Annotated in this window: 19 protein-coding genes; 17 read left to right on the forward strand and 2 right to left on the reverse strand. The window is 56.4% G+C overall.

Going from position 1 to position 20,816, the window contains the following annotated elements; all coding sequences use genetic code 11:
• Position 1: 1 nt before the first annotated feature.
• The 4 genes from D6851_RS01895 to D6851_RS01910 all read left to right on the forward strand — a co-directional run bounded on the left by D6851_RS01895 (position 2) and on the right by D6851_RS01910 (position 3,982).
• Entirely contained in the window at positions 2-544 is a 543-nt protein-coding gene (locus D6851_RS01895) for a peroxiredoxin (RefSeq protein ID WP_120323490.1), read from the forward strand.
• Positions 545-687: 143 nt separating this feature from the next.
• On the forward strand, positions 688-1,815 hold the full coding sequence (prfB, locus tag D6851_RS01900) for a peptide chain release factor 2 (RefSeq protein WP_120323160.1): 1,128 nt from the start codon (positions 688-690) through the stop codon (positions 1,813-1,815).
• A 131-nt stretch (positions 1,816-1,946) separates the two neighbouring features.
• On the forward strand, positions 1,947-2,555 hold the full coding sequence (locus tag D6851_RS01905; RefSeq protein WP_420797073.1) for a class I SAM-dependent methyltransferase: 609 nt from the start codon (positions 1,947-1,949) through the stop codon (positions 2,553-2,555).
• Positions 2,556-2,575: 20 nt separating this feature from the next.
• Positions 2,576-3,982, forward strand: a complete 1,407-nt coding sequence (locus D6851_RS01910; RefSeq protein ID WP_120323162.1) for an NAD(P)H-dependent flavin oxidoreductase — start codon at positions 2,576-2,578, stop codon at positions 3,980-3,982.
• Positions 3,983-4,056: 74 nt separating this feature from the next.
• Here D6851_RS01910 and D6851_RS01915 read toward each other — a convergent pair whose 3' ends face one another.
• Positions 4,057-5,313, reverse strand: a complete 1,257-nt coding sequence (locus D6851_RS01915; protein WP_238473892.1) for an ammonium transporter — start codon at positions 5,311-5,313, stop codon at positions 4,057-4,059.
• A gap of 523 nt (positions 5,314-5,836) precedes the next feature.
• Between D6851_RS01915 and D6851_RS01920 the strand changes: the two genes are divergently transcribed.
• Both D6851_RS01920 and D6851_RS01925 read left to right on the forward strand, forming a co-directional pair.
• Positions 5,837-9,253, forward strand: coding sequence for a P-loop NTPase fold protein (locus tag D6851_RS01920; protein WP_120323164.1), 3,417 nt, complete (start codon positions 5,837-5,839; stop codon positions 9,251-9,253).
• Between the two features lie 651 nt (positions 9,254-9,904).
• Positions 9,905-10,384: an SH3 domain-containing protein gene (locus tag D6851_RS01925; protein WP_120323165.1), complete on the forward strand. Its 480-nt coding sequence runs from the start codon at positions 9,905-9,907 to the stop codon at positions 10,382-10,384.
• Between the two features lie 42 nt (positions 10,385-10,426).
• Here the strand turns inward: D6851_RS01925 and D6851_RS01930 are convergent, their stop codons facing one another.
• Entirely contained in the window at positions 10,427-11,623 is a 1,197-nt protein-coding gene (locus D6851_RS01930) for a thiolase family protein (protein WP_120323166.1), read from the reverse strand.
• A 204-nt stretch (positions 11,624-11,827) separates the two neighbouring features.
• Between D6851_RS01930 and D6851_RS01935 the strand changes: the two genes are divergently transcribed.
• Genes D6851_RS01935 through nuoI form a run of 11 tightly spaced genes read left to right on the forward strand, consistent with a single transcriptional unit; the run spans position 11,828 to position 20,795 of the window.
• Positions 11,828-12,202: an NADH-quinone oxidoreductase subunit A gene (locus D6851_RS01935; RefSeq protein WP_120323167.1), complete on the forward strand. Its 375-nt coding sequence runs from the start codon at positions 11,828-11,830 to the stop codon at positions 12,200-12,202.
• Positions 12,193-12,741 carry a NuoB/complex I 20 kDa subunit family protein gene (locus D6851_RS01940; RefSeq protein ID WP_120323168.1) on the forward strand — a complete coding sequence of 183 codons (549 nt, stop codon included), beginning with the start codon at positions 12,193-12,195 and terminating at the stop codon, positions 12,739-12,741. Before D6851_RS01935 ends, D6851_RS01940 begins: the two co-directional genes overlap by 10 nt.
• A gap of 10 nt (positions 12,742-12,751) precedes the next feature.
• The gene (locus tag D6851_RS01945; protein ID WP_120323169.1) at positions 12,752-13,612 is read left to right on the forward strand and encodes an NADH-quinone oxidoreductase subunit C; all 861 of its coding nucleotides are present in this window, start codon (positions 12,752-12,754) and stop codon (positions 13,610-13,612) included.
• Positions 13,609-14,823: an NADH-quinone oxidoreductase subunit D gene (locus D6851_RS01950; protein ID WP_120323170.1), complete on the forward strand. Its 1,215-nt coding sequence runs from the start codon at positions 13,609-13,611 to the stop codon at positions 14,821-14,823. Before D6851_RS01945 ends, D6851_RS01950 begins: the two co-directional genes overlap by 4 nt.
• Positions 14,820-15,152, forward strand: coding sequence for a nuclear transport factor 2 family protein (locus D6851_RS01955; protein WP_420797074.1), 333 nt, complete (start codon positions 14,820-14,822; stop codon positions 15,150-15,152). The genes D6851_RS01950 and D6851_RS01955 overlap by 4 nt, the downstream gene beginning before the upstream one ends.
• On the forward strand, positions 15,152-15,820 hold the full coding sequence (locus D6851_RS01960) for a complex I 24 kDa subunit family protein (RefSeq protein ID WP_120323171.1): 669 nt from the start codon (positions 15,152-15,154) through the stop codon (positions 15,818-15,820). Before D6851_RS01955 ends, D6851_RS01960 begins: the two co-directional genes overlap by 1 nt.
• Positions 15,814-15,960: a hypothetical protein gene (locus D6851_RS17655; RefSeq protein ID WP_183029970.1), complete on the forward strand. Its 147-nt coding sequence runs from the start codon at positions 15,814-15,816 to the stop codon at positions 15,958-15,960. Before D6851_RS01960 ends, D6851_RS17655 begins: the two co-directional genes overlap by 7 nt.
• Positions 15,960-17,267 (forward strand): NADH-quinone oxidoreductase subunit NuoF, encoded by a 1,308-nt coding sequence (nuoF, locus tag D6851_RS01965; RefSeq protein ID WP_183029944.1) that lies wholly within the window; start codon positions 15,960-15,962, stop codon positions 17,265-17,267. The genes D6851_RS17655 and nuoF overlap by 1 nt, the downstream gene beginning before the upstream one ends.
• A complete protein-coding gene (gene nuoG / locus D6851_RS01970) occupies positions 17,267-19,273 on the forward strand; it encodes an NADH-quinone oxidoreductase subunit NuoG (protein ID WP_120323173.1) in 2,007 nt (668 codons plus the stop codon). The genes nuoF and nuoG overlap by 1 nt, the downstream gene beginning before the upstream one ends.
• Positions 19,270-20,313 carry an NADH-quinone oxidoreductase subunit NuoH gene (gene nuoH / locus D6851_RS01975; RefSeq protein WP_120323174.1) on the forward strand — a complete coding sequence of 348 codons (1,044 nt, stop codon included), beginning with the start codon at positions 19,270-19,272 and terminating at the stop codon, positions 20,311-20,313. Before nuoG ends, nuoH begins: the two co-directional genes overlap by 4 nt.
• A complete protein-coding gene (gene nuoI / locus D6851_RS01980; RefSeq protein WP_120323175.1) occupies positions 20,310-20,795 on the forward strand; it encodes an NADH-quinone oxidoreductase subunit NuoI in 486 nt (161 codons plus the stop codon). The genes nuoH and nuoI overlap by 4 nt, the downstream gene beginning before the upstream one ends.
• The last annotated feature ends 21 nt before the right edge of the window (positions 20,796-20,816 follow it).

Consider the following 20,816-nt stretch of genomic DNA (forward strand, 5'->3'; position numbering starts at 1 on the left):
TATGAAAACAGCTCTTCTTACCCTGTGCGGCGGACTCGCTCTCACTGTGTCCGCCATGCCTGCGTTTGCAGCTCTGGATCAGGGAGTAAAAGCGCCCGAATTTGTCACTACAGGGGCTCTGGCTGGGCAGTCTTTTTCCTTCGATTTGGATAAGGCCCTGAAAAAGGGGCCAGTTGTGCTCTATTTTTTCCCGAAAGCATTCACGCAGGGGTGTACGCTGGAATCCAACGCTTTTGCTGAAGCGATGGATGATTTTCACAAGGCTGGCGCTCAGGTCATCGGTCTTTCGGCAGATGACATTCCCACTCTAAAGCGCTTTTCGACTGAAGAGTGTCGTGATGCGTTTCCGGTTGGTCAGGCAACACCCGCTATTATCAGTGACTATGACGTTGCTATGGTGATGAAGGGCAAGGCCACCGGGATGAGTGATCGTACCTCATATGTGATCGGACAGGACGGACGGGTTGTTATGGTTCATTCCGATCTTGACTGGCGTCAGCATGTCGCGCGGACGCTGAAAGCTGTACAGTCCCTGCATCACTGACCAGGTTGCCGGCCAACACGCTTTCTAGAGATGTATTCGCCAAAGAGCGTTTCGCGCGCTTTTGTTTGTGCGCAGCACTTACCCACCACTTTCGTAAAGGTTACGCTTTCGCTAAGCGGATCGTGATCAATTGGAGAATTGTTATGCGTGCCGAAGGGCAGGCTCAGATAGACCGTATCGAAGCTGCACTGGCGTTGGTGCGCAAATCCCTCGACTGGGACCGTGCATTGCGTCGTCTCGATGAACTGAATGCGCGGGTTGAAGATCCGACCTTGTGGGATGATCCCAAGGAAGCCGAAAATGTCATGCGCGAACGCCGTCGCCTTGAATCGGCGGTGGGAACGGTCAACGAGATCACGCAGGAAATGTCGGATGCCGTTGAATTCGTGGAACTTGGTGAAGCGGAAGGCGATGATGATACGGTGACCGAAGGCTTGGAGACGCTCGAACGTCTGGCTGAACGGGCTGATGCCGATAAAGTGCAGGCTCTGTTATCCGGTGAAGCGGATTCCTATGATACATATCTGGAAGTTCATGCCGGAGCTGGCGGTACGGAAAGCCAGGACTGGGCGGAGATGCTTCAGCGTATGTATTCGCGTTGGGCAGAACAGAGGGGCTTCAAGGTCGAGCTGGTCGATTATCATGCCGGCGATCAGGCGGGGATCAAATCGGCTACCCTGCTGATCAAAGGTGAAAATGCTTATGGCTATGCGAAGACTGAAAGCGGTGTGCATCGCCTTGTCCGCATCAGCCCTTATGACAGTTCTGCTCGTCGCCATACCAGCTTTTCGAGTGTCTGGGTTTATCCGGTCATCGATGACGATATCGAAATCGAGGTTAATGAAGGCGACCTTCGGATCGACACCTATCGCGCCAGCGGTGCGGGTGGACAGCATGTTAACACCACTGACTCCGCAGTTCGTATTACGCATCTTCCTACCGGTATCGTAGTCGCGAGTCAGAATGACCGCTCTCAGCACAAGAACCGTGCTACGGCGATGAATATGCTTAAAGCACGTTTATACGAAGCGGAATTGCACCGCCGGGAAGCGGAAGCTTCGGGTGAATATCAGGAAAAGACCGAAATAGGCTGGGGACATCAGATCCGGTCTTATGTGCTTCAGCCTTATCAGATGGTGAAGGACCTTCGTACGGGCGTTACCTCTACCAGCCCGGGCGATGTTCTGGATGGAAAGATCGATGATTTCATTGCGGCTGCGCTGGCTCAGCGTGTGACGGGTGAAGCTGTCGAAGTCGAGGATGTCGATTGATCTGGCGGGCGACTTTCGCGGTTTTACTGTCACTGGGGGCGAACGCCTGCAGTGACAGCGCGAATAATTCTGACCGTCTTGTAACGTCACGGGACTTTCCGCGCGCTTATCGCCCTGTTTCGAGCACGGGCGTGAACTATGTATCTACCGAGCAATCGCGCGACGACAGGCGGGAAGCTGAGACAGTCATGAACCTTGCGGATCTGCGCCAGGGAATGACTGTGGCAGATATTGGGGCCGGGGAGGGATATTATACTGTTCGCCTGTCAGGGCGGGTAGGAGCCTCAGGAAGAGTGCTTGCTCAGGACATTGATGAGGGCGTGGTGCAGCGTCTCGGAAATCGGGTTGAACGTGAAAGACTCGAAAATGTTTCGATAAAGCTGGGCAGGGAAGATGATCCCCGATTGCCTGAAGACAGCTTTGATCGTATTTTCCTTATTCATATGTATCACGAAGTTTCAGAGCCTTATGCCTTTTTGTGGCGCTTGAGACCAGCTTTGCGGCCAAACGGCCGGGTAATTATTGTCGATGTGGATCGGCCGACGGATAGACATGGGATTGACCCGCGGCTGCTCTTTTGTGAATTCGGACAAGTGGGGTTTCGTCTCGTTGAATTTGTCCGTAAACCGGAACTCGCGGGGTATTACGCCCAGTTCGAGGTGGTGGGCAATCGGCCCCAGCCGGAAAAAATTGAGCCCTGCAGCCAGCCTGGTGACAGGAATGACGACGTCGCCGCTTAGCGGTAACGATAGGATGGAAAATGTCTTTTAAAGGTTTACGGCCAATTAACTATGCTGGCCGAGAAGTCTGGCCCCTTATCGAAGGCGGTAAAGGTGTTTCGGCCACCAATCACGCCAGTTCGGGCGCTTGGGCTGCGGCTGGCGGAATTGGGACGATCAGTGCGGTTAATGCAGACAGTTACGATGCAGAAGGCAAGATCGTTCCGCAGGTATATGAACAGCTGACCCGGAAAGAGCGCCATCAGCAGCTGATCGATTACGCCATTGACGGGGCAGTTGCACAGATCGAACGTGCACACGATATCTCAGGGGGCAAAGGCGCTCTCAACATTAATGTCCTGTGGGAAATGGGCGGTGCGCAGCAAGTGCTCGAAGGGGTGCTCGAACGCACTAGAGGCCTTGTCGACGGCGTAACCTGCGGTGCAGGTATGCCTTATAAGCTGGCTGAAATAGCTGCCCGGTATAATGTTAGCTATCTGCCGATCATCAGTTCTGCACGCGCTTTTCGAGCCTTGTGGAAGCGCTCATATAACAAGGTCGCCGATCTGATGGCTGCCGTAGTTTATGAGGATCCGTGGAAGGCCGGGGGGCATAATGGCCTGTCAAATGCGGAAGATCCCACCAGGCCGGAAGATCCATTTCCTCGCGTTAAAGCATTGCGCGATGTGATGCGTAAGGAAGGCATCTCCGACGATGTGCCGATTGTTATGGCCGGAGGAGTCTGGTTTCTGCGCGAGTGGGAAGACTGGATCGACAATCCTGAGCTTGGTTCCATAGCGTTTCAATACGGTACCCGCCCGCTTCTGACGCATGAAAGCCCGATTCCGCAGGGATGGAAGGACGCTTTGCGCGATCTGGAACCCGGTGACGTGCTTCTGCACCGTTTTTCACCCACAGGGTTTTACAGTTCTGCGGTTCGCAATCCATTTTTGCGTACTCTTGAAGCGCGTTCGGAGCGCCAGATTCCTTACTCCCGCGTCGAGGCGGGGGAACATACGGTACAGCTTGATGTCGGGGTTAAGGGCAAGAATTTCTGGGTTGCTCCGAAGGATCGCGAGCGGGCGCGGCAATGGGTGGCCGAAGGGCATACCGATGCGCTGAAAACGCCTGATGATACGGTTATTTTTGTCGATTCCGAGGAAAGAACGCAGATTCGACAGGATCAGGCGGATTGTATGGGCTGTTTGTCCCATTGCAGTTTTTCCTCCTGGAAAGACCATGACGACTTTACCACCGGGCGTCTCGCAGATCCGCGAAGCTTCTGTATTCAAAAGACTTTACAAGATATTGCTCATGGCGGTGAGGTGAATGAAAATCTCATGTTCGCCGGCCATGCCGCGTTCCGGTTCAAGCAGGATCCGTTCTATTCCAACAATTTCACACCGACTGTGAAGGAACTGGTGGATCGTATCCTGACCGGCGACTGATTTCCGGTCGAATGGGTTCAGTCAAAGGCTGTGGAGTAAAGATTGCTCCGCAGCCTTTTGTTTTATCGTGATTTTTATTCTAACTCGTCCAGAATCCGTTCCTCTTCTTCGCTCATCCGCATGGGAAGGAACAAGGAGACCATAAGAGCGCATAAGAGGGCCACAAAGGAGGCGAAGAGGGCCACAAGGCCGATTGCGAGGACCTGCCAGCCGATCATCACGGCAATCGAGGTTCCCTGCGGCAGCCCCGTTCCGCCAAGGGCATCGCTCGTGAAAATCGCTGTGCCAATCACGCCGACCACGCCCCCCGTCCCATGAACGGCAAAAACATTCAGCCGGTCGTCTATATGCAGGCGATGCCTGACCAGATGAGCAGTGCCATAGGAGCACAAAGCGCCGAGCAAACCGATCACGATAGCAGCGCCTGGCGATATGAAGCCGGCTGCCGGGCTGACCACCACAAGCCCGGAGAGCGCACCGCTGGCACAATCGATCAGCGGGTCGCTTGTTTTGCGAATCCGTCCCAGAACGGTCCAGGTCAGTCCGGCGATACAGGCAGCGCCCTGCATATTGATAAGCGCGGTGGAAGCGTCGTCCGTTGCCGCCAGTGCAGAGCCGCCGATCAGCCCGAACCAGCCGAGCCATAATAACGCGACGCCTATGGCGGTCATGGCGGGAGAATGCGGGGCAGGTACGGCACCTTCGCGCAGGGCAATACTCTTACCCATTAATAGGGCTGTCACCAGCGCCGAAAACCCGGCGGTGACATGGATGACGAGACCGCCGGCAAAATCCATCACGCCGAAAGAAGCCAGCCATCCGCCGCCCCATACCCAGTGGGCGACCGGTGCATAGACCAGCAGGCTCCAGATCGCGAGGAAGCACAAAGCCCATGACGAGCGCGCCCGCCCGGCCCATGCGCCGAGCATGAGGGCAGGCGCGAGAATGGCAAAACCCATCTGAAACAACGCAAAACTGCTTTCGGGAACCAGCGTCCCGTCGCGCAGGGCATCGAGCTGGATCAGCATCCACGCATTACCGGCCCCGATCCAGCCATTTGCCGGGAAACCGAAAGCCAGCGTGTAGCCGGTGACGATCCATAAAAGCGATATCACCATGGCGAGGAGCGCGATTTGCCGCAACAGCCGCCGGAAAACTCCGCGCGTCACCTGCCCGCCATAATAAAGCGCCAGCCCCGGCACCGCCGCCACCAGAGCCAGCACGGCACAGATCATGATCCATGCGGTGTCGCCGCTGTCATTGACGGCCAGATAAGGCGACTGGCCAAAACCCGCGGAAGGAACGGCAAGCAATGCCGGAAAGGCAGCCATTCTGAATTTCATTCGAGTGCATCTCCCCCAAAATTAAAAGAGGCCTATGCCAATCTGTTGAAGGGATCAAAGAAAAGCCCGGAACCGGGTAGCCTTGTCTGAAATTGGGACATTTCGTGCCATGGGCCAGACCATTTCTGCCGCTCATGCGCACAGAATTGTTCGATCCCTCAGCGATGGTGCGGGTGCAGATTCCAGCCAGATTGATTCATCCGTCCAGTTACAGGTGACTCATCGTAATGGCGGAATGACCGCAATGTCGGGGGGAATGGACGTTGCAAATGACGCAACGAAACGTCTGCTATTGGGCCGGTAGGAGACTGTCCGCTTTAGGCGCAATTCAGCTAAAGAGCGGTCATTTCGCTTCCGAGGCTCTGCTTAAGAATGGCAGGCTTGGGCGCAGATATCTAGGCATCCGACCTTACGAATTCTCCGCCTGGTCTTCGTCAAGTCAACCTTGCCGCGCTTGTGTGGCATATGAACAGATGCCAAAGAAACAAAGGTCTGATCGCAGGGGGTAAGTATGGATTCCGAACCGAACGAAGAACTCAACATAAAGTTCATTAAGGATGCCCCTTCAGACGAAGATTTCTTTGGGTCGCATGGAAGAGTTTCCGATGCCGTTGCTGATGTGATCATAGAACCAAATGGCATCCAATCGATTGGGCTATTGGGTAGCTGGGGTAGTGGAAAAAGCACTGTTGTTAAGCAGGTTGAAGATCGGTTGGCCAGAAGTGCTCAATACATCCATTCATTCAACTATGACGCATGGCTTAATCAGAACGACCCCCCTCGTCGTTCATTTCTTGAAGCGCTAATCCAAAACCTCGTTGATAACTCGCTTTCCTCAAAGCGCGACTGGGAAAGTCGGCTCGCTGACCTCGCGGGGAAATCCGAGGAAACGACTACAACGACAGATCGAAAACTTTCATCGACCGGCAAATGGCTTGTTGGATCACTAGCCTTGGTCCCAATCGGAACAGTCGTGTTGGGGGCCGGCCTTTCGTCTGAAGACGTAAACAACGAGAAATTGTTGATCCTTCTTGGTGCACTCTTGACCCTCGCGCCCGCTGTCGTCGGACTATTCTTCTACATAATGTGGCGCCCGTGGCAGTTATCTTGGCTGTTAGGCATCACGAAAAAAGGTTTCTGGACCGAACATCGGGAACCACACACTAAGGAATCGATACTTGCCCTTTTGACGAACCAGTCGATTGAGCGAACTGACACAACCACCAAAATCAGTCCCGAGCCTACGGCGTCTGAGTTTCGCGTGGTGTTCCGTGACATTTTGGCTGTGCTCAAAGAAAAGCGAATGCAGCTTGTGATTGTGATCGACAATCTAGACCGGTTGCCTGAAGACGATGCCATGGAGCTATGGGCGACGATACGAAGCCTTTTCGTCGGCCCTGAGTTTTATGGAATCGGGGTTGAGGTTACGCCGCCTCCTACCGTCGTGGTGCCAATCGATGAGAGATCCGTCGAACGAATGTTCGCGTCAAATGGCTCCGCTGAGGCTCCGGCTTTGGCGCAGTCATTTCTGGATAAGACCTTTGATGCATCGTTCTATATCAGTGATCCAGTCATGTCTGACTGGCGAGAATTCTTTAAGCAGAAGCTCAATGAGGCTTTTGGAGAATTCGCGACGGAGGAGCGTGTCTATTGGACAACAAGATTTCTTGAAGAGCGTATGGCGACGGATACGAGACTGCAACGTGTCACGCCTCGCGCACTCATCAAAACCGTCAACTCTATTGTGGCTCTAGCAAAACAGTGGGGTCTAAGCACACTAGATTTCCTCTCACTAGCTCTCTTCGCGATCAATCGCGATCAGATTGCCAAGGCTCCAACCCAGTTCGTGGAAGGGACACGGCCACTTGCTGACCGCGCCCTAGCAGACTGGAGGCGCGAAGTCCTCGCCCTTCACTACGGTGTCACAAAAGATAAGGCCTACCAAGCGCTACTGCTTGAACCTCTCAAGGCGGCGATTAGCTCGGGAAATGCCGATGAGTTTGCAAGACTGGCCGCTGTTCCGGGCTTCAGCGCGGTTTACGAGCAAGTGATTTCGGGCCCTCCAGAGGCAGCAACTACTCCAGGTCCGGACCCCGAATTCGTCTTGAACGCTGCCTTGCTTTCGGAAGAGCATAAGACTCAAAGCTGGGCCTCCAGAGGATTGGTGACACTCGCGCTAACGTGGCCAACTTGCGGGAAAGTCGGCGCTTTCAGGACAGACTTCGCTGAAGCTATTGGTGCAATGGAGCCTTACAACAAACAGGCTTCGTTTCTTACGAGCTCAGCAAGCCAACTGGCCGCCTCTTTGCCAGAAGCCTCACTTGATAGGGAGGGCCTGAACTCCATCGTCGATGCTCTGAAGCTGATAAATAAAGCCGCAATCAAGCGTGGCGTTAAACCCCCGACCGTCATGGCCACGCTCCCGCATAAGGAGCTATTCACGTTGGTTGAGGACGTGCCGAGTGATTTGCTTCCGATACTCGCCACAGACAAGTCAGCCGCAGAGGTCATCACAGCGCTGGAAGCTGCGCTCAAAAATCCAGACGAGTCGACCGACGTCGCGACCGCGACACGCGCCCTTTCTCAAAGACCGACAATTCGCTTCAAGGGTGGCAAGTCTCCAGATTGGAACCCCCTTGTCGCCACGGCCAATAGTACGATTGCTGGCAACAATGCTTCGTTCCACGGTACAGGCCCTTCAGTCGACGTTCTTGGTATTCTGCATGACACAAACGAGAACGCAAAAACCAACATTCAACAATTGTTTGATCAGGGCCATTTAGCCAATCGACTCAATGAGGCGGATGCCGAGAAAGATCTGCGGCTCACGACGGACATCACCGCGCTCATGATGTTGAAGGGGACTGACTTTGCAGCGCCTAACGGCAAGAGTTGGGAGCAGATGGTGAATGACCACAAAGACTTTGCGGAGAACCTCGATAGCTCACTCTCTTGGTACCTAAAGAAAGACCGCATCACGTTTGCTCTAGAAGCCTTGCAAACACGAAAATCATTGCGGCCGGCAATTGGGGAATTGGCCAAACTTTGTGTGTCAGAGAAAGGCTGCGTTGGCCTTTCGACCTCCTACGTGCTCAATCACGTGAGTTTGCTTGGCGGTCTTATTGGCGAGGAGCTCCTTGACTCTGCTTTGACTATTCTCGCCCGAAGAACCGATTTTTGGGCCGCTCTCGAGGCCGTTCAAAGCGGCTCACGATATGAAGCTGCGTTCCTAAGATTAAGTGGCTTGGACGGAGTTGATGGCGATCAACTCTTGGTTGATCTGAAAAAGCGATTGTCGGAGCTTGTTAATGAAGATTGGGAAGAAGGGATCGCAGAAGAGGGCGTCGCATACCGATTTGCCAAACTATATGGCGATGAAATGGGACAAAAGGGTGGCCTTGGAGACGAGCTCAAGGCTGCGCTCAAAGATTATCGTCCCCAACTGTTGAATGCTGAAAACCCAGTCCGCGAACGATGGTTCTTCCTCACCGCTTTTGTCTCGGCGGGGACAAGAGCGACCCTTTACAAAAATCTTCGCGATACAATTCACGCAGGGAGCCACGTGGAGGATCTAGGTGGACTAATTAGAGCTGGAGGGGCGAGATTCCTTGAGGAAGGGAAGTTCGCTGATGCTAGTGATAAAACCGCAAGGCATGTGATCCTTCCGCTCTTGGCGTCAAATGATGGCGTCGCAGTTCTTGATGAGCAAGCCGAGCTTTTTCGGCTAATTTTGAGGGATAGCGACAAGGAAACGAAGGTCGCAGCTCGTGAGGCAATCGATTCCCTGAATTCAAGCTCAGAAACTGATGAGAAAAGAAAATCTCTCGAGGTTCTCGAAGCATTTGAGAGAATGCTCCCAAAGCCGAAGAAGGCGAAGGCCTCAGAGAAATCTGAAGTGGATGCTGGTGACCCGAGTAGCGATGAGTAGTGATCCACATTGAGCGATCAATGGTGAACAAATCTTCGTATTCGGCGCGGTGGGTTCGATCAACGGATCTGAATGTCTGCTCACGGACTCCCGGAACACGGACGCCAATGACCGACATGAAGGCGCGAAGCTGACGTTGCAGTTCGGCATGTGTGGCGTCCGCTAAGTCGGCGTATCCGGAACGGCAGCTTTTTTATCACCAAACGCTATTGCGGCCACTTCGATAGAACGGTGAGTCAGTCTAAATTGGACGGATGAGTCAATCGTTCCATTCCCACTAGTGCGGGAGCAGGCTGCCTATCCAGGAGCGTTTGCCGCGCGGCTGCCTCCGATCTGTCTCTGTGGGTGTGAGCGGCGCCATCAAAACGGTGCATTGCCTGTGCTATGGCAATCGCTTCACCATCCGAGCCCTGACACGCTTCAACAGGATTTCAACGAAGCGTCGGCCGAAATCCTGCCGATCACTGACATGATGGCGCGGGTGGGGCGGTCGGGTGGCCGTGCCGGCTGCTGAATGACGGCATTTCGGGTCTGAACCGCTCCCTTCGCTATCGCGGCAGGGTCTGTCCGGTTGCTGTCCGGTGCGCATCGGCCCCGGCAAAGCTGGAGAGCGCTTGAAGTCTGCCGGGCTGAGCGGCTAAAGACTGGCGCATGAGCCGTTTATCTCGCCTGTTTATGTCCATTGCTGCCCTTTCGGCAGTGTCCGGTCCTGCGTCGCTTGCCGCGCAGGACCGGGAAGTGCCTTACTGGGCCTCGCTGCGTGCCGATAAGGTGAATATGCGTGTGGGGCCGAGCGAGAGCTATCGGATCGACTGGGTCTATCACCGCAAGCAATTGCCGATAAAGGTCGTGCGACTGAAGGAAGGCTGGCGTCTGGTGCGCGATCCTGACGGTGCGCAGGGCTGGATCGTCGCGCGATTGCTCAATCCGGAGCGTTCGGCGCTGGTAACGGGCGACGGGCTGGCTGCGATGCGTGAAGAGGCGAATGGCCATTCCGCTTTGCGCTGGAATATCGAGCCGGGCAATGTCGGAAAGCTGGGCGATTGCCGGGCAGGGTGGTGCTATATGGATATAGGCGGCCACCGGGGCTGGATGGAAGAAAAGCGTTTATGGGGTGCGGGCGCTCCCTGAAGGAAGGCGCCCGCCGGACCCGTTTATATTCGTTACCCGCCGTTACAGCAGTTCGACGGCCACAGCCGTCGCTTCGCCGCCGCCGATGCACAGGCTGGCAATGCCCTTTTTCTTGCCCTGCTGTTTCAGAGCGTTGAGCAGAGTCACCGTGATGCGTGAGCCGCTGGCTCCGATCGGATGGCCCAGTGCGGTGGCGCCGCCATTCACATTCACCTTGTCATGCGGCAGATCGAGATCGCGAATGGCGAACATCGCGACGCAGGCAAAGGCTTCGTTGACTTCGTAAAGATCCACTTCGTCTTTCGACCATCCGGTCTTGTCGAGCAGCTTCTGAATCGCGCCGACGGGCGCTGTGGTGAAGGCCTTGGGGTCCTGCGCGTGAGAACTCATCCCCACGATTCGGGCAATCGGGGTGAGGCCCTTTTCCTTCGCCACGCTTTCGCGGGTGAGCACGAGAGCGGCCGCACCGTCGGAAATCGAGGAAGAGGTGGCTGCCGTGATCGTTCCGTCCTTGGCAAAGGCGGGGCGCAACTGGGGGATCTTGTCCGGGCGGCCCTTGCCCGGCTGCTCGTCCATATCCACAATGACATCGCCTTTGCGCCCCTTAATGGTGACGGGGACGACTTCATCGGCAAAAGCGCCGCTTTCGATCGCCTTATTGGCGCGGGCGAGCGACTCGATGGAGTAATCGTCCATCTCTTCGCGGGTCAGTTTGTATTCATTTGCCGTCACCTGCGCGAAGGAGCCCATCGCCGCACCGGCGTCATAAGCGTCTTCGAGCCCGTCCAGAAACATATGGTCATAAGCCGTGTCATGGCCCAGACGCGCACCCGAACGGTGCTTCTTGAGAAGGTAGGGCGCGTTGGTCATGCTTTCCATGCCCCCGGCCACAACCACCTCGACGGAACCGGCCGCCAGTGCTTCGGCCCCCATGATAATGGTCTGCATGCCCGAGCCGCACACCTTGTTAACCGTTGTAGCTTCAGCACTTTTCGGGAGGCCGGCTTTCAGGGCCGCCTGACGGGCAGGAGCCTGGCCGAGACCTGCGGGAAGCACGCAGCCCATATAGATGCGGTCGATATCCTCCCCGGCCACACCGGCGCGCTGCACAACCGCCTCGACGGCTGTGGCGCCCAGATCGGTTGCCGAAGCACCCGAAAGGGCACCCTGCATGCCGCCCATGGGTGTGCGGGCATAAGAAAGAATAACAATAGGGTCATTTTGGGAAAAGACGGACATAAGAATTAACGCCTCTCATTTGCCGGAGTGTTAGCAGCGGTTTCTGATCTAGGAAAAAGGTCTCTTAAAAGCAAATTTCAGCCAATTATGACGCTGTTATTGCGGGGCGTTCGCAACAACACGAAAATTGCTGGATGCGCCCTTGAACAAGGGGGCGGGTGGGATTAGGGCGCACACAACCGAACTAAACAGTCGAGTCAGAACTTGGTCGATCTCACGCAATATTTGCCGATCCTGATTTTCCTGGTCATCGCCCTGGGATTATCCGGATTGTTCGTTTTCCTTCCGATGGGTGTATCCCGTCTGACGGGTGCCAACAAACCCAGCAAAGACAAACTTGCCGAATATGAATGCGGCTTTCCGGCCTTCGAGGATTCGCGTCATCAGTTTGATGTCCGTTTCTATCTGGTCGCGATCCTGTTCATCATCTTCGACCTCGAAGCGGCCTTTTTGTTTCCCTGGGCTGTCAGCCTCGATCTGACTGGCTGGCCGGGCTGGATCACCATGATGGTATTCCTGGGTGAGCTGATTATCGGCTTTGCCTATGCCTGGAAGAAAGGAGCGTTGGAATGGGAGTGAGTGAAACGGTTCCTGCCGCGCGGCCAGGCGAGGTTCGCCAGCCCGATCAGGATTACTTTCAGGCCCTGTCCACGGAAGTGAACGATAAGGGTTTTCTCGTCACCAGCACGGAAGAATTGTTCCAGTGGGCCCGCACGGGTTCGCTGTGGTGGATGACATTCGGCCTTGCCTGCTGTGCGGTCGAGATGATCCATGTGAATATGCCGCGCTATGATATGGAGCGCTTCGGTGCTGCCCCGCGCGCTTCTCCGCGCCAGAGCGACGTGATGATCGTTGCGGGGACGCTGTGCAACAAGATGGCGCCTGCTCTGCGCAAGGTCTATGACCAGATGTCCGAGCCGAAATATGTCATTTCGATGGGCTCCTGCGCGAATGGCGGCGGCTATTACCATTACAGCTATTCGGTGGTGCGCGGTTGCGACCGGGTGGTGCCGGTGGATATTTATGTACCCGGCTGCCCGCCGACAGCCGAAGCGCTGCTTTACGGCGTGATGCAGTTGCAGCGGAAGATCCGCCGCGCCGGCACGATCGAGCGATGAGGGCAGGCTGATGGCAACCATTCTTCATCCCGCACCCAAATTCACCCCCGCTGAAGAGGTGAAGGACGCGATTTGTGCCACGCTCGGGGATATTCTCCTCGAAGCGGTGATCGAGCATGAAGAGCTGATTCTGACCGTGAAGCGGGAGCGGATCGAGGATGCGCTCCGTCTGCTGCGCGACGAGCATGAATATCAGCAGCTCATGGAAATTGCCGGGGTCGATTATCCCCAGCGGCTCGAACGTTTCGAAGTGGTCTATATGCCGCTTTCGGTGACGAAAAATCACCGCTTGCTGGTCAAGGTCAGCACGGATGAAAATACACCGGTGCCGACCGTGACGACGCTGTTCCCCAGCGCAGGCTGGCTCGAACGCGAAGTGTTCGACATGTATGGCGTGCTGTTTCAGGGCAATACCGATCTGCGCCGCATTCTGACCGATTACGGATTCGAAGGGCATCCTTTCCGCAAGGATTTCCCGCTCACCGGCTATCAGGAAGTGCGCTATTCCGAAGAGGAAAAGCGGGTGATCTACGAGCCGGTCGAACTGGCGCAGGATTTCCGCAGCTTCGATTTCATGAGTCCCTGGGAAGGGGCCGAATATGTCCTTCCCGGTGACGAAAAGGCCGAGGCCCCCAAGGCTGACAGCGCCAAGACGACGGATAAGCCCAAGGATACCGGCGCCGGTAAGGCCGCCGATGAAAAGGCAGCCGAAAAGAAGAGCGATGCCGCTCCCGCCCAGACCGATAAGGGCGAAGATAAAAGCGGCGCGCCTGAGGCAACCGAGGATCGTCCGGGCAAAGAACCTCGCAAGGGTGAAACGGTCGAAACCAAGTCGGCCACCGAGGTCGACAAGGATAAGGGCGCGTCATGAGCTTTACAGTAGAGGAATCGCCCACCACCATCGGTGACGAAGCGATCACGAACTACACGATCAATTTCGGTCCGCAGCATCCCGCTGCGCATGGTGTGCTGCGTCTGGTCATGGAACTGGACGGCGAAATCGTCGAGCGGATCGATCCGCATGTCGGCCTGCTCCACCGTGGCACCGAAAAGCTGATCGAATACAAGACCTATTTGCAGGCGCTGCCTTATTTCGACCGGCTCGATTACTGTTCGCCGCTTTGCATGGAACATTCCTATGTTCTGGCTATCGAGAAGCTGATGAACATCGAGGTTCCGCTGCGGGCGCAATATCTGCGCGTGCTTTTTGCGGAGCTGACCCGGATTTCGAACCATATGCTCAATATCGGTTCGCATGTCATGGATGTCGGCGCGATGACGCCCAATCTGTGGCTGTTCGAACTGCGCGAGGATTGCCTCAATTTCTTCGAGCGTGCGTCCGGCGCACGGATGCACAGTGCCTGGTTCCGCCCCGGCGGTGTCCATCAGGATGTACCGCTCAAGCTGCTCACCGATATTGGCGACTGGATTGAGACACGTCTCCCCGAACTGTTCGAAGATGCGATGAGCCTGGTGGTCGATAACCGCATCTTCAAGCAGCGTAATGTCGATATTGCGGTGGTCAGCAAGGAAGATGCGCTGGCCTGGGGTTTCTCGGGCCCGATGATCCGGGCTGCGGGTATGCCCTGGGATATCCGCAAGAGCCAGCCATACGATGTCTATGACCGGATGGATTTCGAAATTCCGGTCGGAACGGCAGGCGATTGCTATGACCGCATGATGGTGCGGGTCGAGGAAGTTCGCCAGTCGGCTAAAATCATCAAGCAATGTGTCGCTGAAATGCCCGATGGCCCGGCGCACAGCACCGACCACAAGGTTTCACCGCCGCTGCGCGGTGAGATGAAGCAGTCGATGGAAGCGCTGATCCATCATTTCAAGCTCTACACCGAAGGCTTCCACGTTCCTGCCGGTGAGACTTATGTCGCGACCGAAAGCCCCAAGGGCGAATTCGGCGTCTATCTGGTCTCGGACGGCTCGAACAAGCCTTATCGCTGCAAGATTCGTCCGACGGCGTTCAGCCATCTTCAGGCCATGGAATTCATGAGCAAGGGGCATATGCTACCCGATGCCACGGCTATTCTGGGCGCTATGGATATCGTGTTCGGGGAGTGCGACCGGTGAGCAAGCTCGAAATCGCGAAACGGATGATTGGTTATTACAATGCGCAGGATGCGGAGAGCTATGTTGCGCTGATGACCGAAAATGCTTCGGAAGCGGGCTATCGCGGCGATGTCGTGCGTGATGGCCGGGAAGGCATTGTTTCCGGTCTGACAGCCATGTTCGGCGAATTCCCCGAAAACCGTGTGGAAATTCTCTACGGCGCGGAATTCGAAAATTATGCTGTGCTGCATGAACGGGTTTTCCGGTCAGCAACTGCCGAACCTTTCGAGGTTATGGCCATCTATAGTTTCGAGGGCGACAAATGCTCTCGAGTGGAGTTTGTTCGCTAATGGCTGAACGCGCACCCGCACCTGATAGCCCCGAACTGCGTGAGCGGTGGGGCAATTTCGCCTGGACACCTGAAAATGCCGAACAGGCAAAGAAGGTCGTCGCCCGCTATCCGGAAGGTCGCCAGAAATCGGCGGTGATGCCGCTGCTCGATCTGGCTCAGCGTCAGGTCGGCGCCGAAACCGATACGCAGGGCTGGCTGCCGCTGCCGGTGATGGAATATATCGCCGGCTATCTCGATATGCCGATTATTCGCGTGCTCGAAGTGGCGACCTTCTACACGATGTATAATCTGGCCCCGGTCGGCAAATTTCATGTGCAGGTCTGCGGCACGACGCCGTGTATGCTGCGCGGCTCGGATGATATTCTCGATGCCTGCTACAAGCGCGGCATGAAGCAGGGCCATACGACGGAAGACGGTCTGTGGACTCTCACCGAAGTGGAGTGCATGGGCAATTGCGCCACGGCGCCGATGGTCCAGATCAATGACGACAATTACGAAGACCTGACGCCGGAACGTCTCGACAAGGTGCTCGACGCGCTGGCGGCAGGTGAAATCCCCAAGGCCGGTACGCAGGAGCCGGGGCGCCATACCAGCGAACCGTCCGGCGGACCGACAACCCTGAAAGACATGGTGGCTGAAAACCATGACTATCGGGGTGAATGGTGAGCGCTTCGCTCGCTACTCTTATTATCGCGCTCGTGGCGGTGGCCCTTGCATGGAAAGTGCTTAAAGGGATCACCAAGACGATCGCACTGGTCGTGATCCTGGTGGTTGCTGCCATTTTCGTATTCGGAGGAATGAGCTGATGCTCGCCGATAAGGACCGTATCTTTACCAATGTCTATGGCTTTCAGCCATGGAATCTCGAAGCGGCACGCAAGCGTGGCGACTGGGATGATACGAAAGCCATCCTCGCCAAAGGGCAGGATGCGATCATCGACGAAATCAAGGCATCCGGTCTGCGCGGCCGGGGCGGGGCAGGCTTCCCCACCGGCATGAAGTGGAGCTTCATGCCCAAGGAAGCGCCGAAAGATAACAAGGGCAATCCGCGCCCGAGTTTTCTGGTCATCAATGCCGACGAATCCGAGCCCGGTTCCTGCAAGGACCGCGAAATCATGCGTCACGATCCGCATAAGCTGATCGAAGGCGCTCTGGTGGCCGGTTTCGCCATGCGTGCGCGGGCGGCCTATATCTACATTCGCGGCGAATATATCCGTGAAGCCGAAACGCTCTTCGCAGCGGTTCAGGAAGCCTATGATGCAGGGCTGCTGGGCAAGAATGCGGCGGGTTCGGGTTACGATTTCGACGTTTTCGTTCACCGTGGCGCCGGCGCCTATATTTGCGGTGAAGAAACCGCGATGATCGAAAGCCTTGAAGGCAAAAAAGGGCAGCCGCGTCTGAAGCCGCCTTTCCCCGCCGGGGCCGGCCTTTATGGTTGCCCAACGACGGTTAACAATGTGGAATCCATCGCCGTTGCGCCGACGATTATGCGGCGCGGCGCGGCATGGTTCTCCGGTTTCGGTCGTGAAAACAACAAGGGCACCAAGCTCTTCCAGATTTCCGGCCATGTCGAGAAGCCTTGCGTCGTCGAAGATGCGATGGGCATTACTTTCCGCGAACTGATCGAAACGCATTGCGGCGGTATTCGCGGTGGCTGGGACAATCTGCTCGCCGTAATCCCCGGTGGCTCCTCGGTTCCGCTGGTGCCTGCCGAGCAGATCATGGACTGCCCGATGGATTTCGACGGTCTGAAGGGTGTCGGCTCCGGCCTTGGCACCGCAGCCGTGATCGTGATGGATAAATCCACCGATATCGTGCGCGCCATCAGCCGCATCGCTTCCTTCTACAAGCATGAAAGTTGCGGCCAGTGCACACCGTGCCGTGAAGGAACGGGCTGGATGTGGCGTGTGATGGAACGTCTGCGCGAAGGCGAAGCCGACAAGTCCGAAATCGATATGCTGTTTGAAGTGACGAAGCAGGTGGAAGGCCACACGATCTGCGCTCTGGGCGATGCGGCCGCCTGGCCGATCCAGGGCCTGATCCGCCACTTCCGCCCTGAATTGGAGCGCCGCATCGATGCCCGTGCGGGTGCCTTCCAGGAGGCTGCTGAGTAATGCCTAAAGTAACCGTAGACGGCCAGGAACTCGAAGTTCCCGATGGTGCCACCGTTTTGCAGGCCTGTGAGCTTGCCGGTAAGGAAATTCCCCGTTTCTGCTATCATGAACGGCTGTCGATCGCCGGCAATTGCCGCATGTGTCTGGTCGAGGTGAAGCCCGGACCGCCCAAGCCGCAGGCAAGCTGCGCGCTGCCGGCGACCGAAGGGCAGGAAATCCGCACCGACACGCCGATGGTCAAGAAGGCGCGTGAAGGGGTGATGGAATTTCTTCTCATCAACCATCCGCTCGATTGTCCGATCTGCGACCAGGGCGGCGAATGCGATCTTCAGGATCAGTCGCTGGCTTATGGTCGTGGCGCTTCGCGCTACCATGAAAATAAGCGTGCGGTGACCTCCAAGAATATGGGGCCGCTCATCAAGACGATCATGACGCGCTGCATCCATTGCACGCGCTGTGTGCGCTTCTCCGAGGAAGTGGCCGGTGTCGATGAAATCGGCGCATTGTATCGCGGCGAGAATCTTCAGATCACGACCTATCTGGAACAGGCTGCCAAGCATGAGCTGTCGGCCAATGTGATCGATCTGTGCCCGGTCGGTGCGCTCACCTCGCGCCCATATGCTTATGAAGCCCGTCCGTGGGAACTGAAAAAGACGCTGTCTATCGACATTTCCGATGCGATGGGCGCCAATATTCGGGTCGACAGCCGCGGCCGTGAAGTGCTGCGCGCTCTTCCGCGCATCAATGACGATGTGAATGAAGAGTGGATTTCGGATAAGGCGCGCTATCAGGTCGAAGGTCTCACCCGCCGCCGGCTCGATAAGGTATGGATCCGTAAGGCAGGCAAGCTTCAGCCGGCGAGCTGGAATGAAGCTTTCGAGCTGATCGCCGCGGCCAAACCGGGCAAGGATATTGCCGCAATAGCCGGTGATCTGGTCGATTGCGAAACGATGTTTGCCGCTAAAAAGCTGGTTAACGCGCTGGGCTCGGACCTCGTGGAAAGCCGTCAGACTGGTATGACCTACGATGTCTCGAACCTCGCAGCGGTCAATTTCAATACGAGCTTCGCCGAAATCGAAAATGCCGATGCGATCCTGATCGTCGGCAGTCATATTCGCTGGGAAGCCGCACTGCTGAATGTCCGGCTGCGCAAGGCGGCCAAGCGCGGGGCACAGATCTTCCTGATCGGCCCTGAATGGGAAACCACCTATCCGGCTGAATTTCTGGGCGAAAACGTTTCGCTGCTGCACGATCTTCCGGCGCATGTCGCAAAGGCTATGTCCGGGGCAGAACGTCCTGCAGTGATCGTGGGCGGTGCCGCTCTTGCTAAAGGTGCGCTGCATCCCGCTCTGGCGCTGGCCGAAGAGTGGAAACTGGTCCGCGAAGGCTGGAACGGCTTCAATGTGCTGCATTTCTCCGCCGCAAGGATGGGATCGCTGATGCTGGGTTTCGCGCAGAAGGGCGGCATGGCCGATCTCGCTGCAGCAAAGCCGAAGGTCGTTCTCTCGCTCGGCGCGGATGAAATGGATTACGAACCTTTCGCCGATGCGCTGAAAGTCTATATCGGTCATCACGGAGACAAGGGCGCGCATGCGGCGGAAATTATTCTGCCCGCTTCGGCCTTCACCGAAAAGGCCGGGACCTATGTGAATACAGAGGGCCGCGTTCAGTTCGCTGACAAGGCCGTTTTCGCACCGGGCGATGCCCGTGAAGACTGGACGATCCTGCGGGCTCTCGCCGATGCATTGGGTGTTTCGGTCGGGTTCGACAGTTTCGATCAGCTGCGCGCGGCCATGATTGCCGAAGTGCCGGCGCTGGGTGTCGAAGGTCTGGCCGATTACGGCGCTCTTCCGGCTGCGGATTCTTCCGTGAAAGCAGACGGTGCCATCAGCTATCCGATCAAGGATTTCTACATGACCAACCCGATCGCTCGGGCCAGTGCGGTGATGCAGCAATGCTCTGCCGAACTGCTCCATGGTGAAGCGCTTCCGGAGGCCGCCGAATGACCGCCTTTTTCGAATCCCTTGGCATGACCTATGGATGGGCCTGGTTCGTGGCGACGGTCTGCGGAATCCTGCTGATTGCGCTGCCGCTGATGCTGGCAGTGGCCATGGTCATTTATTTCGACCGTAAGATCTGGGCGGCTATGGCGCTCCGGCGCGGGCCCAATGTGGTCGGCCCGTTCGGCCTGCTGCAAAGTTTTGCGGACGGTTTGAAAGTCTTCCTTCAGGAAACCATTATCCCTTCGGCTGCGAATAAGGGGCTGTTCCTGATCGCACCGATCATCACTTTTACCGTGGCGCTGATGGCCTGGGCGGTGGTGCCTTTCGCCGACGGGGCCGTGCTCGCCGACATCAATGTCGGTCTGCTCTACGTTCTGGCGATCTCATCGCTCGGTGTTTATGGCGTGGTGATTTCGGGCTGGGCGTCGAACTCCAAATACCCCTTCTTTTCGGCGCTTCGTGCGGCCGCGCAGATGATTTCCTACGAAGTTTCCATCGGTTTCATTCTGATCTGCGTGATCCTGTGGGCCGGTACGAACAATCTCAGTGAAATCGTACTGGCGCAGAAGGGGGCCGGGCTTGGCATCGTCAATGGTTTCTTCTTCAATATTCTGCTCTTCCCGATGTGGGTTCTGTTCCTGATTTCAGGCATGGCCGAAACGGCGCGTCCGCCTTTCGACCTGACCGAAGCGGAATCCGAACTCGTAGCGGGGTATCAGACCGAATACAGCTCGATGTCTTTCGCACTCTTCTGGCTCGGCGAATATGCCAATGTCCTGTTGATGTGCGCGCTGAACACCACGCTGTTCTTCGGTGGCTGGCTGCCGCCGCTCGATATCGGCATTCTTTATGTCGTGCCGGGCTTTATCTGGTGGCTGCTGAAGACTGCCTTCTTCTTCTTCGTCTTCTCCTGGGTGAAGGCGACGGTCCCGCGCTTCCGCTATGACCAGCTGATGCGTCTGGGCTGGAAAATTTTCCTTCCGATGAGCCTGCTCTTCGTAGTGCTGGTTTCCGGTTATCTTATGCTGACGAGGTACGGATGAGCGTCCCCCATCTCATCAAGACCTTCACGCTCTATGAGTTCGTGAAGGCCCACGCGCTGACCTTGAAGTATTTCTTCAAGCCCAAGGCGACGATCAACTATCCGTTCGAGAAGAACGATCTGAGCCCGCGTTTCCGTGGTGAACATGCTTTGCGCCGCTATCCCAACGGGGAAGAGCGCTGCATTGCCTGCAAGCTGTGCGAAGCGATTTGTCCGGCACAGGCGATTACCATCGAAGCCGAGCCGCGCGACGATGGAAGCCGCCGGACGACGCGCTACGATATCGACATGACGAAATGTATCTATTGCGGTTTCTGTCAGGAAGCCTGTCCGGTGGATGCTATCGTCGAAGGGCCGAATTTCGAATATTCGACCGAAACCCGAGAGGAACTCCTCTATGACAAGGCGAAACTCCTCGCGAATGGGGACAAGTGGGAGCGGGCGATTGCCGCGAACCTTGAAGCCGATGCGCCCTATCGCTAACCGGCTCGCCAAGGACTGACG

The organism is Altericroceibacterium spongiae, assembly GCF_003610805.1.
Lineage (GTDB): Bacteria > Pseudomonadota > Alphaproteobacteria > Sphingomonadales > Sphingomonadaceae > Altericroceibacterium > Altericroceibacterium spongiae.

Coding starts and splice junctions, on each gene's coding strand:
- prfB (WP_120323160.1), top strand. CDS start 688: ATGCGTGCCGAAGGGCAGGCTCAGATAGACCGTATCGAAGCTGCACTG.
- D6851_RS01895 (WP_120323490.1), top strand. CDS start 2: ATGAAAACAGCTCTTCTTACCCTGTGCGGCGGACTCGCTCTCACTGTG.
- D6851_RS01925 (WP_120323165.1), top strand. CDS start 9,905: ATGAGCCGTTTATCTCGCCTGTTTATGTCCATTGCTGCCCTTTCGGCA.
- D6851_RS17655 (WP_183029970.1), top strand. CDS start 15,814: ATGGTGAGCGCTTCGCTCGCTACTCTTATTATCGCGCTCGTGGCGGTG.
- D6851_RS01930 (WP_120323166.1), bottom strand. CDS start 11,623: ATGTCCGTCTTTTCCCAAAATGACCCTATTGTTATTCTTTCTTATGCC.
- D6851_RS01940 (WP_120323168.1), top strand. CDS start 12,193: ATGGGAGTGAGTGAAACGGTTCCTGCCGCGCGGCCAGGCGAGGTTCGC.
- nuoG (WP_120323173.1), top strand. CDS start 17,267: ATGCCTAAAGTAACCGTAGACGGCCAGGAACTCGAAGTTCCCGATGGT.
- D6851_RS01910 (WP_120323162.1), top strand. CDS start 2,576: ATGTCTTTTAAAGGTTTACGGCCAATTAACTATGCTGGCCGAGAAGTC.
- D6851_RS01945 (WP_120323169.1), top strand. CDS start 12,752: ATGGCAACCATTCTTCATCCCGCACCCAAATTCACCCCCGCTGAAGAG.
- nuoF (WP_183029944.1), top strand. CDS start 15,960: ATGCTCGCCGATAAGGACCGTATCTTTACCAATGTCTATGGCTTTCAG.
- nuoI (WP_120323175.1), top strand. CDS start 20,310: ATGAGCGTCCCCCATCTCATCAAGACCTTCACGCTCTATGAGTTCGTG.
- D6851_RS01960 (WP_120323171.1), top strand. CDS start 15,152: ATGGCTGAACGCGCACCCGCACCTGATAGCCCCGAACTGCGTGAGCGG.
- nuoH (WP_120323174.1), top strand. CDS start 19,270: ATGACCGCCTTTTTCGAATCCCTTGGCATGACCTATGGATGGGCCTGG.
- D6851_RS01915 (WP_238473892.1), bottom strand. CDS start 5,313: ATGGCTGCCTTTCCGGCATTGCTTGCCGTTCCTTCCGCGGGTTTTGGC.
- D6851_RS01950 (WP_120323170.1), top strand. CDS start 13,609: ATGAGCTTTACAGTAGAGGAATCGCCCACCACCATCGGTGACGAAGCG.
- D6851_RS01920 (WP_120323164.1), top strand. CDS start 5,837: ATGGATTCCGAACCGAACGAAGAACTCAACATAAAGTTCATTAAGGAT.